At 64.4% G+C, this 15,608-nt stretch carries 9 protein-coding genes; 3 read left to right on the top strand and 6 right to left on the bottom strand.

Annotation, left to right across the window (positions count from 1 at the left end; genetic code table 11):
• Positions 1 to 316: 316 nt before the first annotated feature.
• Positions 317 to 1,075, top strand: a complete 759-nt coding sequence (locus Mhypo_RS10500) for a DUF4388 domain-containing protein (protein ID WP_119341248.1) — start codon at positions 317 to 319, stop codon at positions 1,073 to 1,075.
• A 430-nt stretch (positions 1,076 to 1,505) separates the two neighbouring features.
• On the opposite strand, the gene Mhypo_RS10505 is transcribed toward Mhypo_RS10500, so the two are convergent.
• On the bottom strand, positions 1,506 to 1,844 hold the full coding sequence (locus Mhypo_RS10505; protein WP_119341249.1) for a dolichyl-phosphate-mannose-protein mannosyltransferase: 339 nt from the start codon (positions 1,842 to 1,844) through the stop codon (positions 1,506 to 1,508).
• A 101-nt stretch (positions 1,845 to 1,945) separates the two neighbouring features.
• Entirely contained in the window at positions 1,946 to 3,436 is a 1,491-nt protein-coding gene (glpK, locus tag Mhypo_RS10510) for a glycerol kinase GlpK (RefSeq protein WP_119341250.1), read from the bottom strand.
• Between the two features lie 71 nt (positions 3,437 to 3,507).
• Between glpK and Mhypo_RS10515 the strand changes: the two genes are divergently transcribed.
• Complete coding sequence (locus tag Mhypo_RS10515) at positions 3,508 to 4,722, top strand: Gfo/Idh/MocA family protein (RefSeq protein ID WP_119341251.1); 1,215 nt, start codon at positions 3,508 to 3,510, stop codon at positions 4,720 to 4,722.
• Between the two features lie 83 nt (positions 4,723 to 4,805).
• Here Mhypo_RS10515 and Mhypo_RS10520 read toward each other — a convergent pair whose 3' ends face one another.
• The 4 genes from Mhypo_RS10520 to Mhypo_RS10535 form a co-directional block, all read right to left on the bottom strand.
• Complete coding sequence (locus Mhypo_RS10520) at positions 4,806 to 5,045, bottom strand: FitA-like ribbon-helix-helix domain-containing protein (protein ID WP_206074915.1); 240 nt, start codon at positions 5,043 to 5,045, stop codon at positions 4,806 to 4,808.
• A 91-nt stretch (positions 5,046 to 5,136) separates the two neighbouring features.
• A complete protein-coding gene (locus Mhypo_RS10525; RefSeq protein WP_119341253.1) occupies positions 5,137 to 8,436 on the bottom strand; it encodes a Swt1 family HEPN domain-containing protein in 3,300 nt (1,099 codons plus the stop codon).
• A 3-nt stretch (positions 8,437 to 8,439) separates the two neighbouring features.
• Complete coding sequence (locus Mhypo_RS10530) at positions 8,440 to 11,337, bottom strand: DUF1156 domain-containing protein (RefSeq protein WP_119341254.1); 2,898 nt, start codon at positions 11,335 to 11,337, stop codon at positions 8,440 to 8,442.
• Positions 11,334 to 14,888, bottom strand: a complete 3,555-nt coding sequence (locus Mhypo_RS10535; RefSeq protein WP_119341255.1) for a helicase-related protein — start codon at positions 14,886 to 14,888, stop codon at positions 11,334 to 11,336. Before Mhypo_RS10535 ends, Mhypo_RS10530 begins: the two co-directional genes overlap by 4 nt.
• A 198-nt stretch (positions 14,889 to 15,086) precedes the next feature.
• Here Mhypo_RS10535 and Mhypo_RS10540 point away from each other — a divergent pair.
• Positions 15,087 to 15,608: hypothetical protein (locus tag Mhypo_RS10540; protein ID WP_147371348.1), on the top strand; the 522-nt coding region annotated here is incomplete at its 3' end.

Genomic DNA, 15,608 nt, shown 5'->3' on the forward strand with positions numbered 1-15,608 from the left:
ACGATTTCTCGGTCAAATCCACCGCTTATCCTCCCCAAAACCTCTATCTTCAAAGGTGTAGGCTACCCCTCAGGTGCGCCTTCCCAACAACGCCTGCTACAATGATGGATGCTTCTCGAACCGCCTGGGGGTAACCTGCGCTAGTGGTCTGGTAGCAAATCTCGCCGTCATACCGAGGCGCACGTAGTGCAACGAGCAATCTGGTACTGCTCAAATGCAGGGAACTAAGACGCATCAGATTCCTCACTTCGCTGCGCTACATTCGGAATGACACAAATTAACTTACCAAACCACCCAGTCTGTCCAACCTGTTTTTATGGATGGTACATTCGAGCTTCTGGGTCCCATTGAAATCCTGCAACTGCTCTCGCAGGCCGGACAAACGGGGGTGTTCAAGGTGCCGGGGGGCGAGGTGTACCTCGAGCGCGGCCAGCCGGTGCACGCCCAGTACAAGGGCAAAACAGGCAGGGACGGGCTCCTGGAGATTCTGGCCCTGAGCGAAGGCAAATTTCGCTACCTGAAGGACGAGCGCGCCAAGCAGTCGAGCCTGCAGGGTTCCCTGGATAACTACTTGCTCGAGGCCATCCGCTTCCTGGATGCCCGCCTCGACCTGAGCCCCTTCGACCAGGTGCAACTCACCGATGCCAACCGCACCACCCACCTCACCCTTTCGCCCGACGAGTTCGAGTTGCTCCGGCACATGAGCAAGCCCATCAGCCTCTTTGACCTTGCGGCCATCAGCGGCATTTCCAGTGATGTGGTTCAGCTCAACATCAGCCGGTTGGCCCGGCTGGGGCTGGTGCAGATCACCGCCCGCACCCCGCGCACGGTGCGCCTGGTGGTAGGCCGCCTGGAGGGCTCGAGTACAGCCCGCCTCGATACCGATCTCCTAAGGGCCTGGCGCAGCCACTACGGCCCCTTCAGCCAGGTTGAAGTACGCACCGAAGAACGCATCCTGCAAATGCCCGTCGAGGCCAGAAGCAACACCGGACCACAACTGCTGCTCTCCTCCGATGCCCTGTTCTTCTACAACCTGCGGGTAGGGCAGGAAGTACTGGTCTGGCCGTCCTTGTAGGAGCGGTTTGTGTCACTGTCTGAAGTTACGCATGTATGAATAAAGCTCACAGGGATGGATAAATCTCTTGCATGCTCGGATAAAGATGTGCGCCAACTTTTTTGACTGTAGCTTCCTCAACGCTATTGGGGTAAGGACTGAGCTGATGTCAAGGATGGAGAGGGCGGCTTTGTGCATGGTTGTGCGGCTCAATAGCATCCGCCAGTTGCCGGAGTCATCTCCTGGTAGCTCATAGGTTGAAAGACACGAGCTGGATGGATTTATTCACTTCTGCGTAACTTGAGTCCCAGACAGAACAGTTGCCGCCCGGAAACCCGAAAACATGCGTCTGGGCCCAGACGCATTCTTGTTTTCGCGGGCGGCAACGTCTGTGAAGGGCGCGACAAAAAGCAAAACCTAGGGGCCGGCGCAGCCCCTGGGCTAGGGGTTTTTAGCTCTTTTTGCCCAGGCGATCCTGAGCAGCCTTGGCCAGTTCCTCGGCCTTGGCCTTGGCCTGTTCGGCGGCGTGCTGGGCCTGTTCGCTCAGGTGCTTGAGCTGGTCGGGCACCCCGTCGCCGTCTTTGTCCAGGTTGGACTTAAGCTCCTCGAACTTGGCCTTGGCCTGTTCGGCAGCCTGTTTGGCCTGGTTCATGACCCCCTCGAGCTGATCCGGGACCCCGTCGCCGTCTTTGTCGAGGTTGGCCTTCACTTCGTTGAATTTGCTTTCGGCCTGCTTAAGGGCGTTTTCCGCTGCTTCGCGGGCCTTGTTGGCCAGTTCTTTGAAATCCATAAAAGTTCCCTCCACTCTTCATCCTAGCACCGGCATGTGACCTGGGTATGAAAGCGAAGGGTTACGCGCCCAGGTCACGGGTCGCTGGCCCAGGCAACGCTTCAAGCATCTACCCAGTTTTTGGCCCGCTCCACGGCCTTTTTCCAGCCGCCATACAAGTGCTCCCGCTGTTCTTTGGGCATGACCGGCTCGAAGCGCTTCTGCACCGCCCAGCGCTCGGCAATCTGCTCCCTGGAAAGCATCCCCACCCCCACCCCCGCCAGGTAGGCCGCGCCCAGCGCGGTGGTCTCGGTCACCTGGGGCCGCACCACCGGGGTGCCCAGAATATCGGCCTGAAACTGCATCAGCAGGTTGTTCACGGTGGCCCCACCATCCACCCGCAGTTCGGAAAGTTGCAGCCCCGAGTCGGCCTCCATGGCTTCCAGCACATCCCGGCTCTGGTAGGCAATGGCCTCGAGGGCCGCCCGGGCAAGGTGGGCTCTGGTCGTCCCGCGGGTCAGACCGATGAGGGTTCCACGGGCATACGCATCCCAGTAAGGCGCTCCCAGGCCCACAAAGGCCGGTACCAGATACACCCCATCCGTGCTTTCGACCTGGCGGGCCAGGGGCTCTACGTCACTCGAGTTTTGAATAATGCCCAGCCCATCCCGCAGCCACTGCACCACCGCCCCGGCCATGAACACCGAGCCCTCCAGGGCGTACTCGGGCGGCGCTCCTTCCAGTTGCCAGGCCACCGTGGTCAGGAGGCCGCGCTTCGACTCCACCTGCGACTGGCCGGTGTTCATGAGCATGAAGCAGCCGGTGCCGTAGGTGTTTTTGGCCATACCGGGGGTAAAACAGGCCTGTCCGAAGAGTGCGGCCTGCTGGTCGCCCGCCACGCCGGCAATGGGGATGGCTGCACCAAACAGCTCGGGTACGGTTTCGCCGAAGAGCCCCGCCGAAGGCCGCACCTCCGGCAGCAGCACCTTGGGAATGCCCAAAATGCCCAGCAGGTGCTCGTCCCAGCGCAGGGTATGCAGGTTAAAAAGCAGGGTGCGCGAGGCGTTAGACACATCGGTGGCGTGTACCTGGCCCCCGGTCAGGTTGTAGATCAGCCAGCTATCGATGGTGCCAAAGCACAGCTCGCCCTTTCCAGCCCGCTCTCGCAGCCCCGGCACGTTATCCAAAAGCCATTTGACCTTGGTGCCGGAAAAATAGGCATCCAGCACCAGCCCAGTCTTCTGGCGGAACACCCCCTCGTAACCACCCTTGCGCAGTTCATCGCAGGTGGGAGCGGTGCGGCGGTCCTGCCAGACGATGGCCCGGTACACCGGCCTGCCGGTGGCCCGCTCCCACAGCACGGTGGTCTCGCGCTGGTTGGTGATGCCCAGGGCCACAATCTCGCTGGGCTGAATGGAGGCTCGCTGGATGGCCTCGCGGGCTACTTGAAGCTGGGTCTGCCAGATTTCCAGGGGGTCGTGCTCGACCCAGCCCGGCTGGGGGAAGTGCTGCATGAACTCCTGCTGGGCTATGGCTTTGGGCTGGCCCTCCAGGTCGAACACAATGGCCCGGCTGCTGGTGGTTCCCTGGTCTAGCGCAAGGATGTAGGGCATAAAACCTCCTGTGACCCGATTCTATCCCAACTCTATCGCAAAACAGATTTTAGATTTATAATCTAAAAACCATGAAACGCAACAAGGAGTTCGCCAACCGGCTCCATGCCCTCACACCCAAGTTTGCCTATGTGCCGCAGGAAGACCGCTTCCTGATGAACCCCGGCCCCCTCAAGTATCGCTTCAATGTGATTGGGGTGGGGGTGAACGGGCAGGAGCATATCAAGGTAACGTTGCTCGAGGGCCGCTGCACCATCCACGGGGTCTACGACCCCAACCCAAGCAGCGTGGAAGCCGCAAAGCGCATCAAGGCCCAGTTCTCCGAAGAGCCCCTGGTGGTCTACGAAAGCCTCGAGGCCGCCTGTTCCGATCCCGCCGTGGACGGCCTGATTATCTGCACCCCCAACCACACCCACCTCGAGGTGCTCAAGGTGGCGGCGCAGTCGGGCAAGCACATCCTGCTGGAAAAGCCCATGGCCACCAACCTGAAGGACGCTTACGAAATCTGGCAGATAGCAGAGCGCTACCCCAAGGTGCTGCAAATTGGCCTTCAGTACCGCTACAAACCCATCTACGTGGAGGCCATCCACGAGGCCAAGGAGCGGCGTAGCCTGGGTGAGATCAAGACCATCACCATCCTGGAGCACCGCGAGCCCTTCCTGGACAAGGTCAAGCAGTGGAACAAGTTCTCCAAGTACTCCGGCGGCACCCTGGTAGAGAAGTGCTGCCACTACTTCGACCTCTTCAACCTATTTGCCGAGTCGAGGCCGGTGAGCGTGTACGCCTCGGGCAGCCAGGCGGTCAACTTCAAGGACTTCGAGTACGGCGGCGAGAGGTCGGACATCCTGGACAACGCCTTCGTGATCGTGGAGTATCAAAACGGGGTGCGGGCCAACTTCAACCTGTGCATGTTTGCCCCCATGGTCTACGAGGAGATCGTCATCTGCGGCGACGAGGGGCGCCTCAAGGCCAGCGAAGGGGTGAACGGCCAGGCCTACTCCAAGTGGGAGAACTACCTCGAGGTGATTGCCCTCCCCGACCGCACCTCCCGCACCATGACCCCCAGCTACCCCGCCCTCATCGAGGAAAGCGGCCACAGCGGGGCCACCTACTACGAGCACCTGCGCTGGATCGAGGCCATGGACGGCCAGCCTTCTACTGCCGCCACCGCCGAAGAGGGCTTCTGGAGCGTGGTGGTGGGGGTGGCCGCCGAGGAGTCGGTGAAGCGGGGGGAGAAGGTGTGGGTGCGGGAGTTGCTCGAGGGGAGTGGGCTAGGCCACTTATAACGCCATGTTGGCGGGTTGCTCGTCCAACCAAGCCACAACTTGTGGCCGCACGAACTCGGAGAGCACGTGGGTATAGAGCAGAATCACCCGGACTCATCCCAGCAAGGCGGCTTGCGCGGCGTTTGGCGTTTGGGTAGTTCGAAGGCTGTATCGGCAACAGCCTCAAAGCGCTCGCGCAGATGGCTACCCAGCCGCGTAGGAAGCTGCGTCCCTTCCAGCGCCGACTTGAGAATACGCCGCGCCTCCTCCATCGAGACCCCGTGCTGCGCCGCCCGAAGCCGCAAGCCTTGCTTGGTGGTTTCATCGAGCTTGCGAATGATCAAGCTGGCCCTGCTCACCCCCCTGCCGTGATATCAATGCTAGCATTGTAGGCACCGCGGCTTCGCCGTGCTTCGCCCGAACGTCCAGCCGCTCTCAGTCCGTCTCGAAGCCGTAGTTCTCGAACTTGAGGGTTCGGCTGTTCTCCGTGACCGTCCGAACCGTGTGCTCGCTGGCCCCGTTTGGCAGGCGCACCTGGATTTCCAGCGTGACCACCACCTCGGCGCCGGGCTGCCCGGCCAGGTGGACGATCACTTCATCGGCAATGCGACTCGCATCGCGCCCCACACGGTCCGGATCCAGACGCACGGTGCCGTGGAAACGCCGCCGTAAGGGCGGTGTGCTGGAGTCCGTTTTTCTGCCGCCATTCCCGTTTCCGTCTTCCTCGCCTTTTGTTGAATTATCATCTGAAGTGCCACTACCCCCTTGTGTTACAGGCTGCCGCCGGGCAACCTCGGGTTTGACGATGAGTCCGGGGTCCTCGGCAGTTAGCGAGACCGACTGTCCGCACCGCAAGCCGCGATACCTCCTGCCCGCTTCATCGTAGCTTTCGGCATAGGCGAAGGTTTCGGATTCCCGGGTGAGTAGTGCGACGCCGTCGCGCAAGGCCTGCGCCAGCACCTCCGGCCCGGTGAGCCGGGGCAGGTAGAGGTAGCGTGCGAAGTCCTCGACGAGTTGGCGCACCTGTACGTGCTCACCCCGCCACAGCGGTACTTCGTCTAAGTGCTTGCGCAGTACGGTGGCGCCAATTTTGCCGACCAGCAGCTCATCGCTTTTGAGCTTTTTGCTGGCCCGAACGGCGAGGGGGTCGGTGCCGGTGAGCCGTAGCGCTTGCCATTCCACAGGCCCTTGCGGCGACTTCTGTTCCGGCACCAAAAGCCACTGGTACGCCTCGGGCAGGCGTGCAGTCACGGTATCGTCGGCGGCTTTTTTCTGGGTTTCGGCCTGCCGAACCTGAAAGGGGCTGAGGTCGAGGGCTTCTTTCTCGGTCAGGATAGACTGCCACGCCAGGAACCGGCGTAGCGCCTCGTCCAGGTCTTGCAGCCGAACCTTGTCGGCGGCCAGGAAGACCAGCGTGTTGCGGTGCAGCCGGGGCTCATGACCGCGAAACTCGAGAATCGCCTGGGCTGCGACTTGCGCGGCGTTATCGGCTTCCCTGCTGTAGGGGTGTTCCGGCGGCAGCACCACCAGGCGCGCCTCGAGGTCGTCCGGCACGTCGGCGCTCGAGCGCGGCAGGGGGTGCACGCGGGCAAACTCGCCCATCTGCCGCACGGCATCCCGGATGCGCTTTTCCAGCTCGGTGGCGACCTTGTCGGGGTCGCGCTTGAGCTGCTCAGCCCGATCCTCGGCCAGCTTGGTCACGGTGGGCTGCGTGTCGTACCAGAAGCGCGGGCCGTCTTGGTAGAGATAGGTGGCCGCCGCCGCCAACCGGCGCAGGGCGTCGCCAAACACCGCCGGCGACTCGCCTGGCATCACGCAGCCGAGCTTTACCCGGCGATCCTCGAGGCCCCGGTGGGCCGCCCCCGCCGTGGGCGCCGAGCCCAGGTAGACCGTGCGGGCCACGCGGCGCGTGGCGGAAAGCTTGCCCAGGTTGGGCACCTCGCCATCGATCTTCAGCGGCAGCGAACTTGGCCCGTCCACGTCCTTCTCGATGATGGGCGTCCAGTTATCGGACAGATAGCGGGTCAGCTCGAACTGAACCCGCGGGTCGTCCACGGGAATGGTAGACGGCAGGATCAGGGGGCTTTTGTCGCCCTTCTCCCAAAGGCTGTGGATCACCGCGGCCATGAGCCGAAGCACCCCGCGGGTGCGCTGGAACTTGACCAGCGTGGACCAGTCTTCGTACAGCCGGTCGAAAACCTCGGGGTGAATGGGGTAGGCCGCCTGGATGCGGCGTTCGTAGTCGGTGGTTTTGCACTCGGGGGGAAACTCGGCGGCCTGGGTGCGGTACAGCTCGGCAAAGGCACGGGCCGTCACGTCGCGCTGCTTGTACGCTTCCGGCCCCGCGAGCGGCTCGAACAGCCGTCGGCGCACGATCTCGAAGCCCTCCTCGGCGCTGGCCGGACGCCAGGACGACTCCACGCGCCCCACCACATTGCGCAGCCGGTCGAGCGCCTCGCGCCCGCGCAGGCCGCCCACCTCCACATCGTCGGCCTGGGTGTCGGAAGCCGGCAGCGAGATCACCAGCAGGCAGGTACCGGCCAGCTTGGCCGACTCGGTGAGGGCCTGGGCAAAGCTGAACTGGGTCTCGAAGCTACCGCCCGGCAGGTCGGCGGCATCGTGCAGTTGGCGGGCGTAGGCCACCCACTCGTCGATCAGAATGAGGCAGGGGCCGTACTCCACGAAAAGCTCACGCAGCGCATCGCCGGGGTTGGTGGCCCGCTCGTCGTCTGCGCGGATGCGCTCGTAGGCCTCGCGCCCGCCCAGTTGCCAGGCCAGCTCGCCCCACAGCGTGCGCACCAGCGTACCGTCGGACTTGCGCATGGGGTTGCCGGGCGAGATTTTGTTGCCCACCAGCACCACCCGCCGCGCCCTGGGCAGCGCCTTCACCCCCGCTTCGGCCATCACCGTCTCGACGCCCGTCAGATCGGCTGCAGGCGTCCCGCCAAAAAGGTGATACAGCGCCAGCATGGAGTGGGTCTTGCCGCCGCCGAAATTGGTCTGAAGCTGCACCACCGGGTCGCCGCCGGTGCCCGACAAACGCTGCACCGCGCCCACCAGCAGCCGCTTCAGGCTCTCGGTGAGGAAGGTGCGGCGAAAGAACTCGGCGGGGTTCTGGTACTCGTCGCTGCCCTGGCCCAGGTGCACCTGCCACAAATCGGCGGCGAACTCGGCCTGCTGATAGCGGCCGCTGGCCACGTCGGGGTGGGGGGTGACCACCTCGCGCCAGGGCTTGAGCGCGCCGCTGGCCGCAGCCTCGATGAGCGAGCCTCCGGCCTTGCGTTTCTCGTTGCGTACCTGCTCGTCGAAAACCAGGCGGCGAAGCTCCATCTTGATCCGGTTGACCTCGGCGGCCTGCGGAGCCGAAACCGCGGTGAGCAGCCGCTCCATCGAATCGAGCGCGCGGTCGGCATTGTCGCTCGAGAAAGGCCCCTGATGCGCCCACTGGTTGCGCCACTCGCGCAGCTCGCTGACCAGCGAACGCTCGGCGAAGCCCAGCGTCTTGCGGAACACCTCGTTCCAGGTCTCCCACATCAGTTTGAGCAAACCCGCCGCGTCCCACTCGGCGATGGGCTTGTTCTTGAGCAGCGGGTCATCGGCGAAGCGGCGCACCGTCTCCATGTTCACCGCCCCCGCCCGCACCGCCTCCAGTACTTCGCGCTCGACGTAGGGGGCCAGCCCCGCGCGCAGGAGTTCCAGCCCCTTGCCTACCCGTTCCTGATTGGTTATTGCCATGCCTTAAGCCTCCACGTCTTCAAACAGTGTCTCCTGGGCCGGGCGGGCTGTGCCGCTCTCCCGTGCCAGCCGCACGATCTCCGGCCAGCTCTGCACCAGGGCGTTGTACGAAAGGGCCTCAGCGGCGCGTTTCTTGCGCTCGCACATGGTGTAGAGCCGGTAGGCCAGCTCGCGCGCGGTTTCGGCGTTCGCGCCCAGCTTCCCTACCAGCGTGGCCGCACCGCTCTCGCCGCTTGCTTCCAGCGTGCGGATCAGGTGATGAACCACCTCCCACGCGGTCAGGCGACGGTCGCGCTCAGGGTCCCAATCGGTGGGGAGTTCATCGGGCCTAAAGAGCCGCACCTTGCCGCGCTTCGACTCGAGCAAACCCGCTTCCGCCAAGCCCGCTACGCTGGTGTTTTTGGCTTTGGAGAGCGTCTCGGCCACCCCGTACTCGCCCTCGGCGAAGCCGTGCTGCTCGAACCAGGCGAGCGCCCAGCGCGTGTCGGCGTCGAAGTCGCCCTCCTGCTCGGCCAGGGCCTCGTCGAGCGTGGCGTTGATGAGCGCCAGCGCCTCGCGCACGGCGACGGGCTTGCCTTCGGCGTCGAGCACCCGGGCGTAGCGGGTGTAGACCGCCATGCCCGGCCCGATGGCCGCCTGCGCCAGGTCTACCGGGGCGATGTTGGCCTTCTGCAACTCGGCCAGCGCGGCGGGCAGCTCGGCCTTGAGGGCCTGCACGAACTCCCGGCGCGTGGCCGTGGGCGCATCCGCCGGGCGTTTGCGGCAGACGAGGACAATGCTGGAGGCCAGCGCGTTGGTGCCCGAGCCGATCATGCGGTTGCTCAGTTCCGTACGCATCGGCCAGGTGCCGCTGATGGCGAAGCCAGCGCGGATCACGGCATCGAGGAAGGTCTCCCAGCCGGTGCTCGATGTGCCCTCGGCACTTTCGGTCTCGGACTGCTTGAAGGCGTAGTAGATGGTGACCGGAAAGGCCGGGTGCGCCTGCTCGGCCAGCCGGTGCATGGCCTGGGTCATGCCGTCGAGGAAAAACTTCTCGGCCTTCTCCGTGCTGCCGTGGCGGTAGGGCGTGGCCACCAGCTCCTCGGCCTTGGGCACGGCGAGCGTCGCGAAGAGCTCGGGGAAGACGGGCCTGAGCGAGCGGCGCAGCCAAACGTAGAAGAAGTCCGAGAGGTCGGCGTAGCCGATGTTGTCGTAGTAGGGCGGGTCGGTGGAGACAAGTTTGTCGGCGCTGATGGATTGTGAGGATGCGTCTTGTTGAAGTGAAGAACCGCATGGGCGTGCAGGAGCCTCAAGTAAGAACTTTTCCACCCATTCCAAAAGAGCGCTAAAGTTACCGGTCGAGTCAGAGAATGGGTTTCCTTCTGCGTAGTCCCACGTCATCAGTATGGCTTGTCTGCCAAAAGTATTTCGAATCTTAGTGAAACCAGTATCCCAGCCACATATTGTGGATGACCTGTCGGCTAATCTGTCTACACCCAGAGCAAGATACACCCCCACGGCCTCGGCGTAGGCCTGGGTGCCGGTGCCGCCGTCGCGCAGGGGCTTGCCGTCGTCGGGCAGGCCGGCGGCGAGGGCGTCACGCCTGACCCGCTCCATCGCCTCGCCCACGAGGTCCGAGAAGGTCGTCAGCGCGACGAGCTGGCGGGGGGTGAAGAGGTCGCCGTAGGTCGTCAGGCCGTATAGCGGCGTCTTGAAGTCGCGTGGGTTCGCAGGCAACGCCACTTCTGGCTTCCACGTCGGCTTCGCCTCCTGAGCAATCGCTTCGTGCTCCGGTGTCGGCGGCAGATAGACCCGCCCGCGCTCGCCCTCGGCCACAATCGCCATCAGCCGCGCGCCCATGCGCCCGGCCTGGCCCTCGCTCCGGATGTAGTCGTAGGGAATCGGCGCGCCGGACATCAAGCACTTGAATGCCGCACGTTTGCCAGCCGATGTTCCGTTTTTCGCCGCCTCCGGGTCCTCGGGCTTCCCTACCTTCACCGTAAAGCGGTAGCCGCCGTTTTCGATCACCGGCTCCACGTAGGCCTCCTTGCCGGGTTTGGTGGAGAGCATGAACGTGGAAGCCAGCGGCACGTCCACATGGGCGAAGGCCGGGTTGGGGCTCTTGACGGTGCGCGCCCAGAGCCAGGCGATCACGGTGAGCTTCTGGCCGACCAGCGGTTTGAGGTCCGCTCTGTCGGCGGCCATATCGGGCGTTACCTCTATCTTGGGGTACAGGTGGCCGATGCGCTTCTCGGCCTCGTCGCGCATCCACTGGCCGTAGTAGCGCACGTCCTCGGCCAGGCCCTGCGCGCCCTTCCACTCTCGCCCGAAGAGGTTTTTGTCCTTGCGCGCCTCGGGGTTCACCGGCGGCTGTCCGGCGAAGCGGGGCGGAATCTCGATCATGGCCTTGTTGATGAGCACCGCCACCGGGTTCAGGTCGCTGGCGTAGGCTTCCAGCCCCAGCCGCTGGGCCTCCAGGGGCAGCGAGCCGCCGCCAGCGAAGGGGTCGTGGAAAGCGGGCAGCTTGTCCGGGTTGAACAGCTCAGCGGCGCGGGGGTGGCGGGCGTTGTCGTGGCAGGTGCGCCGCCAGCTTTTCCAGATTTCGTCGCGGGCGGCTTGCAGGACGGTTACGTTGGTGGTGTTCTCCCACTGCACCAGCTGTTTCATGAGCCGAAATAGGCGCTGGCGTTCGGCCTCCTGCGCTTCGGGCGTGGGGAACTCCTCGGGCACGCTGGCGGGGTCGTCCACCATCTGCGCGAAGATCACCGCCCGGGCAGCAGCCAAGGGCCGGCGCGCCCACCACAGGTGCAGGGTGCTGGGGTGGCCGTGCCGAATGGATTTCTCGCGGGCCGAGGCCTGGTTGATGGCCTCGAGCGGCAGGGCAACTTCGATGAGTTTCTTGCATCGTTTGATCGGGTTCATGCTGGTTCTACTCCTCGTTTAAACAAGTCGGCAAAATTGTAATTCACGCTGGTGACGCCGAAATCGGGCTCACGCTGGAAGGGGCGGCGCAGGTAGCGCACACGGTGCTTGCCATCGTCTTGAAACTCCACCAAGGCCAGGATAAAGTCGTCGGGCTTGTTGAGCGAGGTGAGGATCTCGTTTTTGGTCACGGTTATGGTGTCGGCACCGGCCACGCGGCCTTTGACCTCGATAAAGCGGAGTTTGCCGGTTTCCGGCACGCGGCTTTCGATGTCGTAGCCGAGCTTGTCGGCTTCGCGGTCCACCGGCTCGAAGCCGAGCCGGCGCTCGATCTCCATCACGATGGCGCGGGCGCGGGCAGCGGCGGCCTGGGTGTCCACCGGAGGGGTGTGGATGGGTGCTGGTTGGCCCATCATCCGGGCCAAGAGCCCGGCGGGCACCACCACCGCCCCGCCCAACACCACCGGCGGCAGGGCCGAGATCTGGGCTTCGCGGTCGAGTTCGGCCAGGCGGCGCTCGAGGCGGGCCTGGAGTTCGTCGGCCCGGCGGCGTGCCTCCTGCGAGTTGAGCCGCGCGCCGGCTTTGCCGGCCTGCTCTTGCAGCTTGAGCTCTTCGGCGCGGTGATCCCAGTGGGCGATTTCCTTGGTGAGGCGGTCTTTCACCGCGGCGCGGGTCTTCTCGATCTGGGCCAGGCGTCGCTCGCGCACCTCACGCACATGCTCCGGGACAACCGTGGCGATGGCGTGGGCCTGGGCGCGTTGCTCGAGCTCACGGGTAATCCAGGCGCACTCGGGCTGCTCGAGGATGGCCTCTAAGGCAGGCTCATCCGCGCGGAGCGGGCGGTAGTCGAGGTAGGGCGCGTAGTACAGGTGCCGGGCCTGGCCGCTGGCGTCTAGCTCGACGTAAAGCATCCGGCGCGAGATGGTGCGCCGCTCACCGGAAGGGAGCAGGCTGGCGTCCTGGATGGCGTGCTCGAGGAAGAACAGCACCCGTGGCGTGGTGTTGCTGTCGCGCTCGTCTACCAGAACGGTACCGCGCTTCAGGAGGTCGCGGTGACGCTCGAGGGTAAGGTCGAGCACGGCCTCGAGCAGCGGGTGGCCGGGACAGACGAAGGCGGCGAGCGGCTGGCCAGGGGGCGCAATCAGCGGCTTCTCGAAAGCGATGCGTTCGTAACGCTCGAGCACGGGGTCTCCCCTGCCGATCTGGCGGTTGCGGTTGCGTACCGGTGCGGGCACGTGGGTGATCTCGTAGCGGCGCGGCTCGCGCTCGCGCACGGTTCCGCCCAGGCGCCTGAAGGCCTCGAGGAAAAACGATTCGACGTAATGCGGTTGCAGCCGGCGTGCCTCGGCCCGCTCCATCTCCTCGCGCACGCGCGCCACACGGCTGGAGTCCATGGCGTCGTGGGCGAGTGCTCGCTCCTCGAGCAGGTTCTGCAAGTGCGCGCGATCCACCGCGTGCTCGATGGTCTGGGTCAGGCGCGCACGCACCTCGGGCCGGTCACCGTAGCGGATGGCCTCGATCATCAGCTCGCGCAGCGGCTTCCCTTCAAACAGCAGCTTGCCCAGTACATCGAAGACCTGGCCGCCCAGGGCCGCACGCGCCTCCTCGAGCTTCTCCAAGAGCCGCCGGTAGACGTCGCCCTCGCGCGTCTCCTCGGCCACCAAGTTCCACAGGTGGCAGACCTCGGTCTGGCCGATGCGGTGGATGCGGCCAAAGCGCTGCTCGAGGCGGTTGGGGTTCCAGGGCAGGTCGTAGTTGACCATCAGGTGGGCCCGCTGCAAGTTGATGCCCTCGCCCGCAGCGTCGGTGGCCAAGAGCACACGCACCTCGGGGTCGTGCAGAAAGCGCTCCTGGGCCTTGCGACGCTCCTCGCGGCCCATGCCGCCGTGGATGACCACGACAGTCTCGGGGCGGCCAAACAAATCGCCGATGCGCCGCTCGAGGTAGGCGAGCGTATCCCGGTGCTCGGTGAAGACGACCAGCTTCTGGCGCGGTGAGGGCACCGGCTTCGGAAGGGGGCTGGCACCATGGGGCGGATCGGGGTCTGCTGCAGCGAGCGCGGGGGATGCGAATAGTGCGGACAAAAGCTGCGATAGCTCACGCCACTTGGTGTCCTGGCCGCTCCTGCGCACCTCGGCGGCGAGCGCTTCCAGGCGCTTTAGCGTCTCGATCTCCAGTCGCAGTTCGGCGCTGGTGCTGGCGGCGGTGGCCTGATCGAGGATTTCTTCCTCGGCGGCCAGGGCCTCGGTCTCGGGGGCCTCCTCGAGGTCTTCGAGGTCGTCGGCGTCGAGCAGCGGGCCGCCGGCCACGACCCCGCGCTGCAGCAGCTCCAGTTCGCGCAGACGCTTTTCCAGCCGCTCACGGCGGCGGCGCAGCGATTGGTAGATGGCCTCCGGCGAGGAGGCCAGGCGACGCTGCAGGATGGTGAGGGCAAAGCCCACCGTGCCGGCGCGCCGGTCATCTTTGAGCGCCTCAGCGCGGCCCCACTCCTCGCGCACGTACTCGGTGACCTCCCGGTACAAGCGCGCCTCGGCATCGGAAAGCTTGTAGGGGACGGTATAGGCGATGCGCTCGGGGAAGAGGGGCGCGCCATCGAACTTGAGCAGTTTCTCCTTCACCATGCGCCGCATTAGGTCGCTCGTGTCCACCTGGTGCACGCCGTCGCGAAAGCGGCCCTCGAAGCGGTCGCCGTCCAGTAGCGCAAGGAAGAGCTGGAAATCTTCTTCCCTGCCGTTGTGCGGGGTGGCGGTCATCAGTAGAAAGTGGCGCGTAAGGCCCGAGACGAGCTGACCCAGCCGGTAGCGCTTGGTGTACTTGACTTCGCCCCCGAAGAAGCTGGCCGAGAGCTTGTGGGCCTCGTCGATCACCACCAGGTCGTAGCGGTTGTCCGCTGCGGCCAGCTTGTGCTGTACATTCTCGTTGCGGGACAGTTTGTCGAGCCGGGCGATGACCAGGTCGTTTTCCAGAAACCAGTTGCCGGTGCGCGCGGCCTCGAGCTTGTCGTTGGTGAGAATCTCAAAAGCCAGGTGGAAGCGTCGCGCGAGCTCGTCCTGCCACTGCTCCACCAGGCTGCCGGGGCAGATGATCAGGCAGCGCTGGAGGTCACCGCGGGCCATCAGCTCCTTGATGAGCAGGCCCGCCATGATGGTTTTGCCCGCACCGGGGTCGTCGGCCAGCAAAAAGCGCAGCGGCTGGCGCGGCAGCATGGCCTCGTAGACCGCAGTGATCTGGTGGGGCAGCGGCTCCACCAGCGAGGTATGCACGGCCAGAAGCGGATCGAAGAGGTGGGCCAAGCGGATGCGGTGCGCCTCGGCCACCAGGCGGAAAGTGACCCCGTCGCCATCGAAGCTCCACGGGCGACCGCGCTCGACGACCTCGAGCCGCGCCTCATCGTGGCGGTAAAGGAGCTCGTCGGCCACCTTGCCACTCGCATCGCGATAGACCAGCGTCAGCGCCTCGGAGCCGTGCCACTGCACATTGACGACGGTGACCGCGGTATTGGGTAGAAGGCCGCGAACACTTGTACCTGGAGTAAGATCTTCAAGCTTCATGAGTCTGTACTTATGCTTGCCAGGGGCCTCGAGAGCAATCCGATGCGTTGATGTATTGAAGACCCCATTTCCATCACGATAAGGTATCTTCGCCATTGCGGCGAGGAAATTTGACACTCCCACGGCTAGCCCCCACTCAGTCATGCTCGAGTCATCCGCTGCCGGGTAGGCTGGATACACAACCGAGGAGGTGTGAACATGAAACGGTTGGGTGAGCTTTTGGGTGTGGTACTGCTGGTGGGCTTTTTGTGGGGGGTGGCGTTGGCCGATACCTTCGACATCTTCGACTACACCCCGCCCCAGGGTTGGAAGAAAAGCAACCTGCAGGGGGGAGTGATGTGGGCACAACAAACCAAGGAATCGTTCGGCGCCATTGTGCTTTATAGCAGCGTGCCCGCAAGCAACAACCTCGAGGAAAACTTCAAGGGCGAGTGGAAGCGGCTGGTGGCCGAGGGGCTGGGGCTTTCGGGCGAACCCACCACCGAGATGGGGCCGCCCAACGGCGACTACCAGAACCTGGCCGGGGGTATTGCGGCCTCGCAGGACGGGCTCAACTATGTGGTGCTGCTTTCCACCTTTACCGGCAACGGGCGTGTAGCCAGCATCCTCTACATCACCACCGACGAAAAGCTCTTCGACCTGTTCGACCGCTTCAATAGCTCGCTCAAGCTCAGCAAGCCCAAAGCGGCCCAGGCCCCGCCGCAAAACGTGGCCCACCCC

It is taken from the genome of Meiothermus hypogaeus, assembly GCF_003574035.1.
GTDB classification, from domain to species: domain Bacteria; phylum Deinococcota; class Deinococci; order Deinococcales; family Thermaceae; genus Meiothermus; species Meiothermus hypogaeus.

Coding starts and splice junctions, on each gene's coding strand:
- Mhypo_RS10500 (WP_119341248.1), top strand. CDS start 317: ATGGATGGTACATTCGAGCTTCTGGGTCCCATTGAAATCCTGCAACTG.
- Mhypo_RS10505 (WP_119341249.1), bottom strand. CDS start 1,844: ATGGATTTCAAAGAACTGGCCAACAAGGCCCGCGAAGCAGCGGAAAAC.
- glpK (WP_119341250.1), bottom strand. CDS start 3,436: ATGCCCTACATCCTTGCGCTAGACCAGGGAACCACCAGCAGCCGGGCC.
- Mhypo_RS10515 (WP_119341251.1), top strand. CDS start 3,508: ATGAAACGCAACAAGGAGTTCGCCAACCGGCTCCATGCCCTCACACCC.
- Mhypo_RS10525 (WP_119341253.1), bottom strand. CDS start 8,436: ATGGCAATAACCAATCAGGAACGGGTAGGCAAGGGGCTGGAACTCCTG.
- Mhypo_RS10530 (WP_119341254.1), bottom strand. CDS start 11,337: ATGAACCCGATCAAACGATGCAAGAAACTCATCGAAGTTGCCCTGCCG.
- Mhypo_RS10535 (WP_119341255.1), bottom strand. CDS start 14,888: ATGAAGCTTGAAGATCTTACTCCAGGTACAAGTGTTCGCGGCCTTCTA.